Source organism: Microlunatus aurantiacus (genome assembly GCF_039536605.1).
GTDB lineage: Bacteria > Actinomycetota > Actinomycetes > Propionibacteriales > Propionibacteriaceae > Microlunatus > Microlunatus aurantiacus.
Genome location: NZ_BAAAYX010000013.1, coordinates 216,468 through 232,218 on the forward strand (window position 1 = coordinate 216,468; position 15,751 = coordinate 232,218).

Consider the following 15,751-nt stretch of genomic DNA (forward strand, 5'->3'; position numbering starts at 1 on the left):
AGACCGGCGATCCCCGACGAGGCCGTCGCCACGCTGCCCGGCTGGGAGGATGGCGGACATGGTCGACCGTGTACGCCGAGCCCGCTACGCCGTGGGCGCGACCTTCGCCATCAACGGTCTGACCTTCGCCAACCTGGTCCCCCGCTATCCCGAGATCGTGGCCGAGCTCGACCTCGACAAGACGGCCTTCGGCGCAGCCGTGGCGGCGTGGCCGCTCGGCGCGCTGCTCTCGGGACTGCTGGCCGGGGTCGCAGTCACCCGCTGGACCTCGAAGCGGGTGATCGTCGTCGCGTCGCTGGCCATGTCCGCTCTGCTCGTCGGGGTGGGGTGGGCGTCCAGCTGGCTCGCGCTGGCCGCCGTGTTCTTGTGCGTCGGGCTGGTCGACGCTCTGATCGACATCGCCAACAACGCCCAGGGCCTGTGGGTCCAGCGGCGGCTGGGGACGTCCATCATCACCGGTCTGCACGGGCTGTGGAGCGTCGGTGCCGTCGTCGGAGGGTTGATCGGCTCGCTCTTCGCCGGTCTGGGGGTGCCGGTCCGGTGGCACCTGCTGCTCACCGGGGTGCTGTTCGCGGTCGCCCTGCTGCTGGTCGCCCGCCTGCTGCTGCCGGGTCACGAGCCGGCCGCCGGGCCGAGCCGCTCCCACCTCCAGGACGAGGAGACCGACGGGAGTCGGACCGATCCCGGTGGCCGGACGCCGCGCGTCACCCCCGGGGTGGTCGCCCGACTGCTGCTCGTCTGCCTGGTCGGGCTGGCCGGCGCGGCCGGTGAGGACGCCGGCAACACCTGGGGCGCGCTCTACCTGACCGGTGACCTGCAGACCACGGCGGCGGTGGGCGGTGCGGTCTTCGTGGCCATGCAGACGGCCATGATCGTCGGCCGGTTCGCCGGCGATCCCCTCGTGACCCGGTTCGGGCCCCGCGGGGTCAGCCGGGTGGGCGGGATCTTGACCGTGGCCGGTTTCGGTGTCGTGCTGGCCACTCCCAGCGTCGTCGCGGCGGTGATCGGCTTCGGTGTCGTCGGTCTGGGCATCGCCGTCCTGATCCCGTTGGCCATGCAGGCGGCCGACGAGCTTCCCGGGCTGCCCCGCGGGTTCGGGCTGGCCGTCTCGGGGTGGATGATGCGGCTCGGCTTCCTGGCCACGCCACCGCTGATCGGGCTGGTGGCCGACGCCGTCGGGCTGCGCTGGGCGTTCGTCGTCCCCGCCGCCCTGGGGGTGCTGGCGGTCGCGTTCGCCGGGCTGCTGGCTCCGGCCGAGAGGCGTCCGGCGCGTGACTGATCTCTGGTACGCCGCGTACGGGTCGAACCTGGCCCGGGACCGGTTCACCACGTACCTGTCCGGGGGGCGACCCGTGGGCGCGGCGCGGCACTACCCCGGCGCCCGGGACCCGCGGCCGCCGAGCGACGACCGCCCGTTGCTGCTGCCGGGGCGCATCTACTTCGCCGGCCGGTCGCTCACCTGGGGCGGGGGCATGGCGTTCTACGACCCGGACGCCCCCGGCACCGTGTACGCCCGCGCCTACCGCCTCTCGGCGGCGCAGTTCTCCGACCTGGCCGCGCAGGAGATGCGGCGCGACCCCGGGACGGACCTCGATCTGGCTCCCGTGCTCGCCGGGCGGCGGCACTCGTACGGTCCGGGCCGCTACGAGACCCTGCACCTGGTCGGCCAGCTGGAGCAGCACCCGGTGCTGACCTTCACCGCGCCCGTCGACCACGGGCTCGCGCCGAACCCACCGGCACCCGGCTACCTGGCCACCATCGCCCGGGGCCTGCGCGAGTGTCACCGGCTGAGCGACGACACCGTCGTGGCCTACCTCGACGCGGCCCGCGCCGTCAGCGGCTCCTGACCCGCCGTCGGCGCGCTCAGCACGCCTTCCACCGGGCCAGCACGACGACTGCGGTGACGGCCCGGCGCACGGGGATCGACGCCGCTCAGCCGACCGGCACCCAGTCCTCGGCGGGCACGACCTCGGCGGGTTGCGGCGGTCCCGGCGGCGTGCCGTCACCGAACGGCCGCCCACCCAGCTGCTCGCGGCCGTGCGAGGTCAGCCAGTTCGACAGGTCCGGCCCGTTCGGCACGATCTGGGTCGGGTTGATGTCGGTGTGCACGACGTAGTAGTGCCGTTTGATCTGGGTGAAGTCGGTGGTGTCGCCGAACCCCGGGGTCTGGAACAGGTCCCGCGCGTACGCCCACAGCACCGGCATCTCGGCCAGCTTCTGCCGGTTGCACTTGAAGTGACCGTGGTAGACCGCGTCGAAGCGGGCCAGGGTGGTGAACAGCCGCACGTCGGCCTCGGTGATGGTGTCTCCCACCAGGTAGCGCTGGTCGGCCAGTCGGTCCGACAGCCAGTCCAGCGCGGTGAACAACCGGTCGTACGCGGAGTCGTACGCCTCCTGGGAGCCGGCGAAACCGCACCGGTAGACGCCGTTGTTCACCTCGGTGAACACGCGCTTGCTGACCGCGTCGATCTCGTCCCGCAACGGCTCGGGGTAGAGGTCCGGAGCGCCGGCCCGGTGGTGCTCGACCCACTCGGTGCTGAAGTCGAGGGTGATCTGCGGGTAGTCGTTGGTGACCACCGCCTTGGTCGGGATGTCGACCAGCGCCGGCACGGTGATGCCCTTGGGGTAGTCGGGGAAGCGGGCGAAGTAGGCCTGCTGCAACCGCTCGTAGCCCAGCACCGGGTCGACGCCACCGGGATCGAGGTCGAACGTCCACGACCGGACGTCATGGGTGGGTCCGCACAGGCCGAGGGAGATGGCGTCCTCCAGACCGAGCAGGCGCCGCACGATCAGCGTCCGGTTCGCCCACGGACAGGCACGCGCAGCGATCAGCCGGTAACGACCGGCCTCCACCGGGTAGCCGTCGCGGCCGTCCCGGGTGATCCGGGTCGGGATGTAGTTGGTGTCGCGGGTGAACTCGGCTCCGCCGGACACGTACGCGCCCTTGGTCGAGTACTGATCGTCAGCCATGCCGCCAGCCTAGGAGGTTGGGCCAGCGGGAGGTTGTCGGCGAGAATGCGGGACGTGCGTTTCCTCGAGTCCCCGCCCACGTACGACCTGACCTACTCCGACGTCTTCATGGTGCCGAGGCGGTCGTCGGTCACCTCCCGGCTCGACGTCGACCTGCGCAGCACCGACGGCGTCGGCACCACCATCCCGCTGGTGGTGGCCAACATGACAGCGGTCTCCGGGCGTCGGATGGCCGAGACCGTCGCCCGCCGCGGCGGGGTGGCGATCATCCCGCAGGACATCCCGACCGACGTCGTGGCCGAGGTCGTCGACAAGGTCAAGGGCTCGCACCCCGTCTTCGACACCCCGATCCGGGTCACGCCGCACACCCCGGTGGGACAGGCCCTCTCCCTCCTGCCCAAGCGGGCGCACGGGCTGGTGGTGGTGGTCGAGGACGACAAGCCGCTGGGCACGCTGAGCGAGGCCGACGCGGCCGGGGTCGACCGCTTCGCCCAGGTCCACGAGGTGATGTCGGCCGACGTGCTGATCGTCGACGCCGACCAGTCGCCGACGGAGATCTTCGCCGCTCTCAACGCGAGCCACCTCGAGGCGGCGCTGGTGATGTCGCAGGACCGCCTGATCGGGGTGATGACCCGCAAGCACGCCCTGCGCTCGACCCTCTACCAGCCCGCCGTCGACCCGGCGGGCCGACTGATCCTCGGAGCCGCCGTCGGCATCAACGGCGACGTGGCGGGACGGGCGGAGCGGCTGCTGGACGCCGGCGTCGACGTGCTCGTCGTCGACACCGCCCACGGCCACCAGGAGAAGATGCTGCAGGCGCTCAAGGCCGTTCGTGACGTCCGGGACCGGCTCCGGGACCGGACGGGTCGCTCCATCCCGCTGGCCGCCGGGAACGTGGTCACGGCCGACGGCGTCCGGGACCTCGCCGAGGCCGGCGCCGACGTGATCAAGGTCGGGGTCGGACCGGGAGCCATGTGCACCACCCGGATGATGACCGGTGTCGGTCGACCGCAGTTCAGCGCCGTGCTGGAGTGCGCGGTGGCGGCCCGCGAGGTCGGCGCCTCCGTCTGGGCCGACGGCGGGGTGCGCTACCCCCGTGACGTCGCTCTCGCGTTGGCGGCCGGAGCGGGGTCGGTGATGATCGGTTCCTGGTTCGCGGGGACGTACGAGAGCACCGGCAACCTGCTCACCGACGCCCAGGGACGGCTCTACAAGGAGTCGTTCGGGATGGCCTCGGCCCGCGCCGTGAAGATGCGGACCAAGGACGCCGGGGCGTACGACCGCGCCCGGGCCGGCCTGTTCGAGGAAGGCATCTCCACCTCCCGGATGTTCCTCGACCCGGAGCGGCCGAGCGTGGAGGACCTGATCGACTCGATCGTGGCCGGGGTGCGGAGCAGCTGCACGTACGCGGGCGCGACCAGCCTGGAGGAGTTCGCGGACCTGGCCGTGGTCGGGGTCCAGTCGCCGACCGGCTACGACGAGGGCCGGCCCCTGCACGCGTCCTGGTAGGAAATAGACGCGATCGGCGTCGAAGCGGTGACCACCCTCCGGCCGGCGGCCCCGGGTTAGTACGGTAGGCGCATGTCGATGGGTGCCGACCGCCATGCCGTGGTCATCGAGGACGACGCCGACGTACGGAACCTGCTGATGGCGATCCTGCACGAGGCGGGTTTCACCTGCGTGGCGGCGGCGACCGGGATCGAGGGCATCAACGCGGTCCGCGAGCACCAGCCCATCCTCACCACCCTGGACGTCAGCCTGCCCGGTATCGACGGCTTCGAGGTGGCCCGCCGGATCCGCGCCTTCTCCAACACGTACGTGATCATGCTGTCGGCCCGCGACGAGGAGATCGACACCTTGATGGGCCTGGACGCCGGCGCCGACGACTACCTGACCAAGCCGTTCCGCCCCCGCGAGCTGCGCGCCCGGATCGAGGCCATGCTGCGCCGACAGACTCCCCGCGGCGCCGGGTCGAGCGCCGACGCCGCGCCCACCACGGGTGCCGCCGCCGGCGCCGCACCGAGCGGCACCGGCACCGCAGGCTCGGGGTCCACCCCGGCGCCGGGGACCGCTGGCACGACGGCGGCCGCCGGACGTGACTCCACGGAGGAGGGCTGGATCAGCCACAACGGGTTGCGGATCCACCCGGAGATGTGGCTGTGCGAGCTCGGCGGGCGGGCCGTCGAGCTGACCCGGAGCGAGTTCGACCTGCTGCTGGCGCTGATGGAGGGTCGGCGTCGGGTGATCAGCAAGGACTCCCTCGCGCTGGAGCTGCGCGGCGAGTCGCCCGGCGGCTACGTCGCCGACGCGGACCGGCGGGCCGTGGAGGTCCACATGGCCAACCTGCGCCGCAAGCTCAACGACCCGGTCAGCTCGCCGCGTTTCATCGAGACCGTCCGCGGCGTGGGCTACCGGTTGGCCGAGTCCCGCCCGGGCTGACCGACCCGAACCCCCGACCAGTCCAGAGGCACACCCTCCCCCGCCTGACCCAGAGAGGTCCAGCCCGGTGCACCGCGTCGACGACGTGACAGACCAGATGATCCGCCACGTCCTGGCGTACGCGGACGGTCGCCTCCGCCGGGATCCGGTGCCGCTGGACCGGGGCACGAAGACCATGGCTGAGCTGGACGGGCTGCTGGCCGGGGTCATCGGTCGGCACGGCCGCGATCCCGACGAGGTGCTGGACGTCTACAGCTCCGTCGTGGCCCCCAACGTGATCTCCACCGACAGCTCGCGCTTCCTCGGCTTCATCCCGGCGGCCCCGACCAAGGCGAGTCTGGTGTTCGACGCGCTGCTCTCCTCCGCGTCGCTGCAGGGGATCTCCTGGCTGGAGGCGTCCGGTGCCGTGGCGGCGGAGAACTCGGTGCTGCGGCTGATCGCCGGCGAGGCCGGACTCCCCACCGGCGCGGGTGGCTGCTTCGTCTCCGGCGGGTCCGCCGGCAACCTGTCCGCCCTGGCGGTGGCACGGGAGACGGCCAAGCGTCGGGCCGGTGACGGCCGCCGGCGCCTGCGGGTCGTCGTCGGGACCGAAGCCCACTCCTCGATCACCAGCACACTCCGGCTGCTGGAGATGGACGCCCTCGTCGTGCGCACCCCCGACCACCGGCTCACCGCCGGGGCCGTCAGCGCCGCCCTCGCCGAGGACCCCGACCTGAGCGACGTCGCCGCCGTCGTCGCCACCGCCGGCACCGCGAACGCCGGGATCGTCGACGACCTGGCCGGGGTGGGAGCCCTGGCCCGCGAGCACCAGTGGTGGTTCCACGTGGACGGCGCCTACGGCGGTGCCGGCATCTTCGCGCCGTCGCTGCGCGACCGGTACCGCGGTCTGGAGCTGGCCGACTCCTTCATCCTCGATCCGCACAAGTGGCTGTTCGCCCCGTACGACTGCTGCGCGCTGCTCTACCGGCAGCCGGTGCTCGCCCGGGCGACGCACACCCAGCACGCCCCCTACCTGGACGCCCTCCGGACCGAGGACTCCGAGTGGAACCCGACCGACTACGCCTACCACCTGACCCGGCGGGCGCGGGGTCTGCCGCTGTGGTTCTCCCTGGCCGTGCACGGGGTCGACGCCTACCGGGACGCGGTCGAGGTCGCGGTGCGCCTGGCTCGGGAGACCGCCGAGCTGATCGCCCAGGAGGACCACCTCGAGCTGATCCGCGAGCCCGAGCTCGGCATCGTGCTGTTCCGCCGTCGGGGCTGGGGACCCGACGACTACCTCGTCTGGTCGCGGCGGTTGCACCGGGACGGGACCGCATTCGTCCCTCCGTCGCTGTGGGAGGGCGAGACCGTCGGTCGCTTCGCCTTCCTGCATCCGGACACGTCCATGGACGTCGTCCGCGAGATCCTCCGGCAGACCCGCTGATGGGTTCCGTACCGACCGTCGGGCGACGATCCGCAGGGGGCCGGACCGATAGCCTGACGATGCAGCCACTCCCACCCGAAGCAGTCCCGCGATCCTCGTCCAGCCAGGAGCTCCCACCCGCGATGCAGTCGATGATGATGCCCGTCCTGTCGCACGAGACCATCGAGGACCTCTACCCGCGGTACGCCGGCGCCTGGGAGGTGCTCCTGGTCGAGGCGGCCGCGCGGCACGTGCTGAGTCTGGAGGAGTTCCGCGACGAGATGCGCGACGGCCGCCTGGAGAAGCACGTCGTCGTCGACGACGACGGCCGCGTGGTGGCCATGACCACGCTGACCACCGAGCTTGACGCGATCCCCTGGATCAACCCGACCTTCTACCGGCTCCGCTTCCCGGCCGAGGCGGCCGCCGGGACGCTGTTCTACCTCGGCTACACGTTCGTGGACGTCGAGCACCGACGCTCCGCCGCGCTGAGCCTGATGGCGGGGGCCGTCAACCGGCGGCTGGCGAAGGCTCACGGCGTGATCGGCTTCGACATCTGCGGTTGGGGCATGGCGCGCGGGATCGGTCGGCGGATCGAGCGCATGTTCTCCGGCAGCGTCGGCGTCCTCCCCGGCGACACCCAGACCTACTTCGTCGCCGACTACCGGCACTCTCCCGCCGAGGGCCCGTTCGTCATCTCCTCGCTCGCCGAGCGTCCGGACCTGGTGGAGGACGTCCGGGCGCTGCTCGCCGAGCAGTGGCCGGCCTACACCCTGACCGAGACCGGTGGGCACGACGTCGACCTCGAGGGCCTGCTGCTCAGCATCCCCGACCACCAGCTGCTGCTGCTCGACCACGAGGGCGCACTCTGCGGCGTCGGTCTCTCGCTGCCGCTGGCCTGGGACGGCCGGACCGAGTCGTTGCCGGCGGGCTGGGACGACGCCATCAGGTCGGGCCACCGGTTCCTCGCGTCCGGCGGCGAACCGGACACCCTGTGCGCCCTGTCGGTCACGGTCGCGGCGAGCCGGACGGGTCGTGGTCTGGCCGAGCAGCTGATGGACGCCTTGAAGGAGAGCGCGGCCCGCTTCGGGGGGCACTCGGTGATCGCGCCCCTGCGACCCACCCAGAAGAGGCACTACCCCCTGATCTCGATGGCGGACTACGTCGGCTGGACCCGGTCGGACGGCCAGTACCTCGACCCGTGGCTGCGGCTGCACGTGCGCCGCGGGGCCGAGGTCCTCGGCATCGCCCACGAGTCGATGGTCGTCACCGGCACCGTGGCCGAGTGGGAGGGCTGGCTCGGCGCCCCGCTCCCGGGCAGCGGCGAGTACGTGATCGAGGGCGGGCTGTCCCCCTTGCACGTCGACCACGAGGCCGACATCGGCCGGTACGTCGAGGCCAACATCTGGCTGCGCTACCCGATCACCCGCTGATCGAGGCCGTCCGCAGGTCGGGCGGTCCGGGCTGACCGAACTGACCGGCCCGGGCGGTCAGCTCCTGCACGGCCACGTCCATCTCGGTCAACAGCTCCGCGATCGCCTCGGGGGAGGGGTCGGATCCGGCGCGTGCGTGCCGCTCGACGGCGGAGGCGCTGCGCATCACCCGCTGCGCCCCGATGGTGCCCGAGGAACCCTTCAGCTCGTGCGCGATGGCGATGACGGCCTCCCGGTCGCTGTCGGCGGCGGCCCGCTGCAGGCTGTCGCCGCGTTCGGCGCTCCGCCGCACGTAGGAGTCGATCATCGTGACCACCAGGCTCGTGCCGTCGGCGGCGACCAGCTCCGCCAGGTCGTCGAGCCGGCTGGTGTCGATCACCCCGTCCTCCGGCGAGGCGCTCGGCTGCTGCGGAGGCGGCGTCTGCTCGACCACTGCCGATCGCGGTATCCCGGACAGGACGGTCGCCAGGTCCGTGCTGTCGACGGGTCGGAACAGCAACCGCTCGACCCCGGCGGCCAGGCACCGTTCGCGCTCCTCGGTCGTCACGTGCGTCAGGAGACCGACGACCGGGGTCCGGCGGCCGGAACGGTCGAGCTCGCGGATCGCCCGAACCGTCCCGTAGCCGTCGGCGCCCGGTGTGTCCATGGCCAGCAGCACGGCGGCGAACTCCCTGGTCGCCAGCGCACCCAGAGCGGCGGCCCCGTCCCGGACGGACTCGACGACGAACCCCAGACCGGTGACGAGCTCGGTGAGGACGACCTGACTGACCAGGCTGTCCTCCACCAGCAGCAGCGCCGCCCCGGCACCCACCGGCGGCCGAGGGTCCAGGAGGTAGCTGCGGCGCGCGTGCAGCTCCTTCTCCCGCGGCGCCATCAGCCGGACCAGACGGTCGAACAGGTCCGCGCTGCGGACCGGCTTCGGCAACCACTGCGTGATGCCCAGGCTGCGCATCGCCGCCGGCTCGGGATAGAGGCCCGAGGTCAGCATGATCATCGGCAGGCCCTGCAGCACCGGGTCGGCCGTGACCCGGCGCGCGAGCTCGAGCCCGTCGGTGTCGGGCATGTGGGCATCCAGGGCCGCGATGTCGTACGGCTTCCCCAGCATCGCGGCGGACCGCAGCATCTCGAACGCCCGGGGCACGGTGTCGGCGACCTCGGGGAGCAGCCGCCAGGACTCGAGCTGGGTCTCGAGCAGGGTGCGGTTGGTGGAGTTGTCGTCCACCACGAGGACCCGCAGACCGACGAGCAGCTCGTCGCTGAACGCGTCGATGAACGGCTGCGGCTTGGTGGCCGTGCGGAGCGTGATCTCCACCGCGAAGGTGCTGCCGACGTCCACCTCGCTCTCGAGCGTGATCGTGCCCCCCATCACCTCCACCAGTCGCCGGGAGATGGCCAGGCCGAGGCCGGTCCCACCGAAGCGCCGGGTGGTCGACGCGTCGGCCTGGGAGAACGACTCGAAGAGACGGCCCTGGTCCTTCTCGGCGATCCCGATGCCGGTGTCGATCACCTCGAAGCGCAGGCGGGCACGGTCCCGGTCACCGCTGAGCATGACGACCTTGAGGATCACCTCACCGGTCGCGGTGAACTTGACCGCGTTGGACACCAGGTTGAGCAGGACCTGCCGGATCCGGCCCGAGTCGCCGTGCACGGCGGCCGGGACGTCGGGGTGGCAGTAGGCGATCAGCTCCAGGCCCTTGCCCGAGGCCGCTGGCGCCAGCAGGGCGCCGACCTCGTCGACGAGTAGGCGGAGGCTGAAGTCCGACTGGTCCAGCACGACCTTGCCGGCCTCCAGCTTGGAGAAGTCGAGGATGTCGTCGATCACCGTGAGCAGGGCGTCGCCGGCGCTGTTCACGCCCTCGGTGTACATCCGCTGGGTCGGGTCGAGCTCGGTCTCCAGCAGCAGCGAGGTCAGACCGATCACGGCGTTCATCGGCGTCCGGATCTCGTGGCTCATGGTGGCCAGGAACTCCGACTTGAGCCGGGAGGAGGCCAGCGCGTCCTCCCGGGCCTGCTCCAGCGCCTGCGCCTCCCGACGACGCTCGGTGATGTCCTGGGCGAAGACCGACACGCCTTCCACCCCGTCGGTCCCGACGATCGGCGACACCGTCATGGCGACGGGGACGACCCTCCCGTCGGGTCCCGACCAGTCGATCTCGAAGCCGTCGAGCCGGTCACCCTGGTCGGCCCGGTCGAGCAGCTCCCGGGTGGTCGTGCCCGTGCGCTCGAGCAGGAAGTCGGGCGAGGAGTGCAGCACCGTGTCGGCCGGGTGCCCGTAGAGACGCTCGGCGGCCGGGTTCCAGGCGGTGATGCGGTTGTCCCGGGAGATGCCCACGATGGCGTCCGTCGAGGAGGTCACGATCGAGCCGAGCGTGGTGAGCTCCGCCGTGCGGCTGGCGACCTTGCCCTCCAGGTCCCGGGTCAGGCTCACGTTCTCGTACACGATCATCACCTGCCGGGTCATCACCGCGACCACCAGCAGCCCGGCCGTGACGAGGAAGTAGGGCTGCCACTCCCCCGCGCGCCAGAAGACCAGCACCAGGGCGCCCACCACCGGCACGTACGGCAGCAGCTGGAGCAACAGGGTGTAGTCCCGGCCCCGTGACGTCCGCCCGGTCATCGGGACGAAGGTGGCCAGGCCGATCAGCACCGGCCCGATCATCCAGCCCGCCGCCAGCGGGGTGGACATCAGGTACTCGCTGCCCTCGGTGAGCGCACGGACGTAGATGCTGTCGCTGACGGCCACCACCAGCAGCCCGGTGCCGAGGAAGAACCAGGTCGACCGGTCGCCGGGCGGCTGACGCATCCCCAGGCAGAGCACCAGGGCGCAGATGGTGATGTCGGCGATCAGGTAGGCCATGTGCAACCAGCCGGCCAGGCTGCTGTAGTCGGTCCGGGCCAGGACCGACCCCAGCACCGACGCCTCGCTGATCAGGATGACGCCGAGGGAGATGACCAGCACGTCGAGGATCTGGCGGTAGCGCGAGATCAGCAGCTCCGCCCGCCGGGGGAAGGCGAACATCGCCATCAGCGTGGGCAGGAAGTAGCCCAGGAACGCGATCGTGTCGCCGATCGCCGACGGCGCGGCCTCGGCGGCGGTCAGCGCGCTGGAGACCCAGCCGAGCTGGCCCAGGGCACCGAGGCCGAACCCGACGGACATCAGCGTCCAGGCGGTACGCGCCGCGGTGCGCCGGCGGGCCGCACGGATGCTGCAGACGAGACCGAAGGTGATCGCCCCGAGGACGGCGACGCTGCTCAGGAGCTGGGACTGCATCGACGACGGATCGCCGACGGCCAGCAGCGCAGTGACTCCCGCGATGACGACGAGCCAGCCGAGGCCGAGCCGGAGGAGCAGGGCCACCGGCGTCGCGGCGACGGTGCCAGGGCGCGGCGGACGATCGAGTGACGGACCAGTGCGATCCATACGGTCAGAACTCTTCTCTCATCGGGCCCCGAGCGCGACGAACGACATCGAGATCATACGCGGACCAGACGATCAGATCAGGCGCGGGGCGCGCGCGCCGCGCGCTCCAGAGCCGCCCGCAAAGCGTCCTTGGTCAGCGGCTTCGCCACGTAGTCGTCCATGCCGGCGGCCCGACAGCGCTCGGCGTCCTCGGCCATGGCGTTGGCGGTCAACGCGATGATGTAGGGCTGCTGCTCGGCCGGCAGCTCAGCGCGGATCCGCCGGGTGGCCTGGTAGCCGTCGAGCTCGGGCATCTGGACGTCCATCAACACGATCGCGTACGGCGTGGCACTGAGCTCCTCCACCGCCTCGAGCCCGTTGGACACGCACCTGCTGGTCTCGCCCAGCAGCCGGAGCATGCCCTCGGCCACCATCTGGTTCAGCGGGTTGTCCTCGACCAGCAGCACGGGTCGCCGCGCCGGGTGCGCAGCACCACCGGCCGAGCCTGCCGCCGTCGACATCATCCGCCGCCTCGCCTGTCGAATCCTGCTCGGGACGAGTGTAGATCCGGGGTCCGGCGGCGCACCAGTGTCCCCCCGGTGAGTGGAGGCGACCTCAGGCGGTCGCGTACCGCTTGGCTGCCCGCGCCCGCGCCTTGAGGGCCTCCTCCTCGCGGTTCTTCGGGGGTGCCGAGGTGCTCAGGTGAGCCAGCAGGTGCTCGGTGGCGTGAGCGATCTCGTGCACCGCCGCGTCGAAGGCCTCCTGGTTCGCCTGGGACGGCTTCGTGGTCCCGGCGATCTTGCGGACGTACTGCAGGGCTGCCTCGTGGACCTCACGGCTCGTAGCCGGTGGCTCGAAGTTGTGGAGCTGACGGATGTTCCGGCACATGCCCCGAGCCTAAGCCGTCGCCCCAGGGGGAGACGAGCCCCAGCAACCAACAACCGCCCCGCCGACGAGCGTCAGCGAGACGGCTCCCGAGTGACGACCGTCAGTGCGCGTAGTCGCCGCGGTAGAACTCGTAGATCCAGCCCGTGATGGTGGCCACGGCGATGCCGGTGGCCAGGATCGACAGCCACCACCCGAAGATCGGCCCGAGGATGAACAGGCCGAAGGTGAGGGCGCAGAAGAGCGGCCACTTGCTGTGCGGCGGAAAGAAGCCGAGCTCGCCGGCGCCCTCCGCGATGTCACCGTCTTTGCGGTCCTCCGGGCGGGCGGGGATCCGCCGGGCGATCAGCGCCAGGTACCCGGCGATCATCAGGACCAGGAAGAAGGTCAGGATGAGGGCGACGGTGCCGGTGATCTCGTGGCTCATGAACCAGTAGACCGGCGTCACGATCACCAGGAAGATGACCAGCGCCCCGAAGATCCAGGCTTCGACCTTCACTTGCCGCCCTCTCCCTTGGTCTGATCGGTGGACTGACCGATCACGTCGTCCGACTCGCCGGCCATCCGAGCCTGGAGCTCCTCGACCCGTCCGGCGTCATCCGGCGCGTCGGCGCCGGCGAAGTCGCCCGCGTCGGCGTCGTTCGCCGGGTACTCGGCCAACGCCACCTCCGGGTGGTGCAGATCGAAGGCCGGGGACTCCGAACGGATCCGGGGCAACGACGCGAAGTTGTGCCGAGGCGGCGGGCAGGACGTCGCCCACTCGAGCGACCGACCCCAACCCCACGGGTCGTCGGTGGTGACCTTCGGGTTGTTGCGGCTCTTCCACACGTTGTAGACGAAGGGCAGCATCGACGCACCCAGCAGGATCGCCCCGACCGACGAGACCTGGTTCAAGACGGTGAAGCCGTCGTTGGGCAGGTAGTCGGCGTAGCGCCGCGGCATCCCCTCGACCCCGAGCCAGTGCTGGACGAGGAAGGTGGTGTGGAAGCCCACGAACAGCAGCCAGAAGTGGATCTTGCCGAGCCGCTCGTCCAGCATGTGCCCGGTGAACTTCGGCCACCAGAAGTAGAAGCCGGCGAACATCGCGAACACGACGGTGCCGAACACCACGTAGTGGAAGTGAGCGACCACGAAGTAGGAGTCGGAGAGCGCGAAGTCCAGCGGCGGGCTGGCCAGCACCACACCGGTCAGACCACCGAAGAGGAACGTGGTCAGGAAGCCGACCGCCCAGAGCATGGGCGTCGCCATCGTGATGTTGCCGCCCCACATGGTGCCGATCCAGTTGAAGAACTTCACTCCGGTCGGGACCGCGATGAGGAACGTCATGAAGGAGAAGAACGGCAGGTTGACCGCGCCCGTCACGTACATGTGGTGCGCCCAGACGGCCACCGACAGGGCGGCGATCAGCAGGGTCGCACTGACCAGACCGATGTAGCCGAACACGGGCTTCTTGCTGAAGACCGGCAGCACCTCGGTGATGATGCCGAAGAACGGCAGCGCGATGATGTAGACCTCGGGGTGCCCGAAGAACCAGAACAGGTGCTGCCAGAGCATGGCTCCGCCCGTGGCCGCGTCGAAGATGTGCGCGCCCAGGACCCGGTCCGCCTCCAGCACCAGCAGGGCCGCCGCGAGGATCGGGAACACGATCAGCACCAGGATCGACGTCACCAGGATGTTCCAGGTGAAGATCGGCAGCCGGAACATGGTCATGCCCGGGGCGCGCATGCAGATGATCGTGGTGACGAAGTTGACCGAGCCGAGGATGGTGCCGAGGCCGGCCATGTAGAAGCCCATGATCCACAGGTCGCCGCCGACGCCGGGCGAGTTCACCGCGTCGCTCAGCGGTACGTACGCGAACCAGCCGAAGCTGGCCGCTCCCTGCGGGGTCAGGAAGCCCGAGCAGGCCATCAGACCGCCGAACAGGTAGAGCCAGTACGAGAACATGTTCAGTCGCGGGAACGCGACGTCCGGGGCGCCGATCTGCAGCGGCATGATCGCGTTGGCGAAGCCGGCGAACAGCGGGGTCGCGAACAACAGCAGCATGATCGCGCCGTGCATGGTGAAGAACTGGTTGTAGGTCTCGTAGGACAGGAACTGCAGCCCGGGGAACGCCAGCTCGGCCCGGATGGCCAGGGCCAGCACACCGCCGAAGGCGAAGAACAGCAGCGACGTGACGAAGTACAGGTTGCCGATCACCTTGTGATCGGTGGTGGTCGTCCACTTCCAGACCTTGGTGCCGAGCGCCCGGGTCGGCTCGGCGACCTCGGTTCCGGTCACCGTGCGCTGCATCGTGGTCATCGGGTCTGCCCCTCACCGGCTGGGCCGAATTTGTTGGCGTTGGCGGGTCCCGTGGCCTCACCGGTCTGACCCTTGGCCACCAGTGTCTTGAGGTAGGCGGTGTACTCGGCCTCGCTCACCACGTGGACGTTGAACAGCATCGCCGAGTGGTAGGTGCCACACAGCTCCGCGCACTTGCCGGCGAACACACCCTCTTTGGTGGGCGTGGTCTGAAAGGAGTTGTCGCGACCGGGGACGACGTCCATCTTCTGGTAGAAGGCCGGGACCCAGAAGGAGTGGATGACGTCGGGTGACCGGAGATCGAACTGGACCCGCTGCCCGACCGGCAGGTAGAGGTCCGGGGTCTCGCTGATCGTGCCGGCGTTGTAGACGTCGGTGCCCACGTCCGGGTTGTCGGCCGACTTGTAGTTGAAGGTCCACGACCACTTCTGGCCGACGACCTCGACGGTGACGGCCGGGTCCGGATCCCGCTCCAGCACCTTGTTCTGGGCGATGACGGTGAAGTAGAACAGCACGCCGATGATCACGAACGGGACGATCGTGTACATGATCTCCATCGGCAGGTTGTAGCGGTTCTGCCGTGGCAGCAGGTTCGACCGCCGCCGGTACCGCAGCACCGCCCAACCGATCAGTCCCCACACGAGGATGCCGACGGCACCCGCCGCGATCCAGGTGCCGATCCACAGGTCACCGATCGGGATGGCGTTGCTGCTGGCCGGTTCCGGCAGACCCAGCCGCTGGAACTCGTTGGTGGTGTCCTGGATGGAGCAGGAAGCCAGGAACAGCATGCTCAGCCCCCCGGCGACCGCTGCCGGTCGTCGCAGCTGCTGCCATCGAGCTGACGGGCGTGACCGCCGCGTCAGTTCAGGCATCTCCACGCCACCCACATCGCGCCTTTCGTCGGTTTGAGCCGGGAGTCCCAGC

The 15,751-nt window shown here is 70.6% G+C and carries 13 protein-coding genes; 6 read left to right on the forward strand and 7 right to left on the reverse strand.

The window, feature by feature from the left end; all coding sequences use genetic code 11:
- Nucleotides 1-58: 58 nt before the first annotated feature.
- Together ABD714_RS14885 and ABD714_RS14890 are read left to right on the forward strand one after the other, a co-directional pair.
- Nucleotides 59-1,279, forward strand: a complete 1,221-nt coding sequence (locus ABD714_RS14885) for an MFS transporter (protein WP_344813166.1) — start codon at nt 59-61, stop codon at nt 1,277-1,279.
- A complete protein-coding gene (locus ABD714_RS14890; protein ID WP_344813167.1) occupies nt 1,272-1,847 on the forward strand; it encodes a histone deacetylase in 576 nt (191 codons plus the stop codon). Before ABD714_RS14885 ends, ABD714_RS14890 begins: the two co-directional genes overlap by 8 nt.
- Nucleotides 1,848-1,932: 85 nt before the next feature.
- Here ABD714_RS14890 and ABD714_RS14895 read toward each other — a convergent pair whose 3' ends face one another.
- The gene (locus ABD714_RS14895) at nt 1,933-2,970 is read right to left on the reverse strand and encodes a glutathione S-transferase family protein (RefSeq protein WP_344813168.1); all 1,038 of its coding nucleotides are present in this window, start codon (nt 2,968-2,970) and stop codon (nt 1,933-1,935) included.
- Between the two features lie 45 nt (nt 2,971-3,015).
- On the opposite strand from ABD714_RS14895, the gene ABD714_RS14900 reads away from it, so the two are divergent.
- From ABD714_RS14900 to ABD714_RS14915, 4 genes are all read left to right on the forward strand, one after another.
- Nucleotides 3,016-4,479 carry a GuaB1 family IMP dehydrogenase-related protein gene (locus tag ABD714_RS14900; RefSeq protein WP_344813169.1) on the forward strand — a complete coding sequence of 488 codons (1,464 nt, stop codon included), beginning with the start codon at nt 3,016-3,018 and terminating at the stop codon, nt 4,477-4,479.
- A 72-nt stretch (nt 4,480-4,551) separates the two neighbouring features.
- The gene (locus ABD714_RS14905) at nt 4,552-5,409 is read left to right on the forward strand and encodes a response regulator transcription factor (protein ID WP_344813170.1); all 858 of its coding nucleotides are present in this window, start codon (nt 4,552-4,554) and stop codon (nt 5,407-5,409) included.
- Nucleotides 5,410-5,494: 85 nt separating this feature from the next.
- Complete coding sequence (locus ABD714_RS14910; RefSeq protein ID WP_344813171.1) at nt 5,495-6,832, forward strand: pyridoxal phosphate-dependent decarboxylase family protein; 1,338 nt, start codon at nt 5,495-5,497, stop codon at nt 6,830-6,832.
- 131 nt (nt 6,833-6,963) lie between these two features.
- Nucleotides 6,964-8,244 (forward strand): hypothetical protein, encoded by a 1,281-nt coding sequence (locus tag ABD714_RS14915; protein WP_344813172.1) that lies wholly within the window; start codon nt 6,964-6,966, stop codon nt 8,242-8,244.
- Here ABD714_RS14915 and ABD714_RS14920 read toward each other — a convergent pair.
- From ABD714_RS14920 to ctaC, 6 genes are all read right to left on the reverse strand, one after another.
- Nucleotides 8,234-11,602: a PAS domain-containing hybrid sensor histidine kinase/response regulator gene (locus ABD714_RS14920; RefSeq protein WP_344813173.1), complete on the reverse strand. Its 3,369-nt coding sequence runs from the start codon at nt 11,600-11,602 to the stop codon at nt 8,234-8,236. The genes ABD714_RS14915 and ABD714_RS14920 overlap by 11 nt on opposite strands.
- 140 nt (nt 11,603-11,742) lie before the next feature.
- Nucleotides 11,743-12,165, reverse strand: a complete 423-nt coding sequence (locus ABD714_RS14925) for a response regulator (RefSeq protein WP_344813174.1) — start codon at nt 12,163-12,165, stop codon at nt 11,743-11,745.
- Nucleotides 12,166-12,259: 94 nt separating this feature from the next.
- Nucleotides 12,260-12,532 carry a DUF2277 domain-containing protein gene (locus tag ABD714_RS14930; protein ID WP_344813175.1) on the reverse strand — a complete coding sequence of 91 codons (273 nt, stop codon included), beginning with the start codon at nt 12,530-12,532 and terminating at the stop codon, nt 12,260-12,262.
- Nucleotides 12,533-12,632: 100 nt separating this feature from the next.
- Complete coding sequence (locus ABD714_RS14935; protein WP_344813176.1) at nt 12,633-13,028, reverse strand: cytochrome c oxidase subunit 4; 396 nt, start codon at nt 13,026-13,028, stop codon at nt 12,633-12,635.
- Nucleotides 13,025-14,827, reverse strand: a complete 1,803-nt coding sequence (gene ctaD, locus ABD714_RS14940) for an aa3-type cytochrome oxidase subunit I (RefSeq protein WP_344813177.1) — start codon at nt 14,825-14,827, stop codon at nt 13,025-13,027. Before ctaD ends, ABD714_RS14935 begins: the two co-directional genes overlap by 4 nt.
- Nucleotides 14,824-15,699: an aa3-type cytochrome oxidase subunit II gene (gene ctaC, locus ABD714_RS14945; RefSeq protein WP_486348155.1), complete on the reverse strand. Its 876-nt coding sequence runs from the start codon at nt 15,697-15,699 to the stop codon at nt 14,824-14,826. The genes ctaD and ctaC overlap by 4 nt, the downstream gene beginning before the upstream one ends.
- Between the last annotated feature and the right edge of the window lie 52 nt (nt 15,700-15,751).

What these genes read in the sequence shown, in the direction of transcription:
- ABD714_RS14885 (WP_344813166.1), top strand. Translation starts at nt 59, where the DNA reads ATGGTCGACCGTGTACGCCGAGCCCGCTACGCCGTGGGCGCGACCTTC.
- ABD714_RS14925 (WP_344813174.1), bottom strand. Translation starts at nt 12,165, where the DNA reads ATGTCGACGGCGGCAGGCTCGGCCGGTGGTGCTGCGCACCCGGCGCGG.
- ABD714_RS14905 (WP_344813170.1), top strand. Translation starts at nt 4,552, where the DNA reads ATGTCGATGGGTGCCGACCGCCATGCCGTGGTCATCGAGGACGACGCC.
- ABD714_RS14915 (WP_344813172.1), top strand. Translation starts at nt 6,964, where the DNA reads ATGATGATGCCCGTCCTGTCGCACGAGACCATCGAGGACCTCTACCCG.
- ABD714_RS14895 (WP_344813168.1), bottom strand. Translation starts at nt 2,970, where the DNA reads ATGGCTGACGATCAGTACTCGACCAAGGGCGCGTACGTGTCCGGCGGA.
- ABD714_RS14900 (WP_344813169.1), top strand. Translation starts at nt 3,016, where the DNA reads ATGCGGGACGTGCGTTTCCTCGAGTCCCCGCCCACGTACGACCTGACC.
- ctaC (WP_486348155.1), bottom strand. Translation starts at nt 15,699, where the DNA reads ATGCCTGAACTGACGCGGCGGTCACGCCCGTCAGCTCGATGGCAGCAG.
- ABD714_RS14930 (WP_344813175.1), bottom strand. Translation starts at nt 12,532, where the DNA reads ATGTGCCGGAACATCCGTCAGCTCCACAACTTCGAGCCACCGGCTACG.
- ctaD (WP_344813177.1), bottom strand. Translation starts at nt 14,827, where the DNA reads ATGACCACGATGCAGCGCACGGTGACCGGAACCGAGGTCGCCGAGCCG.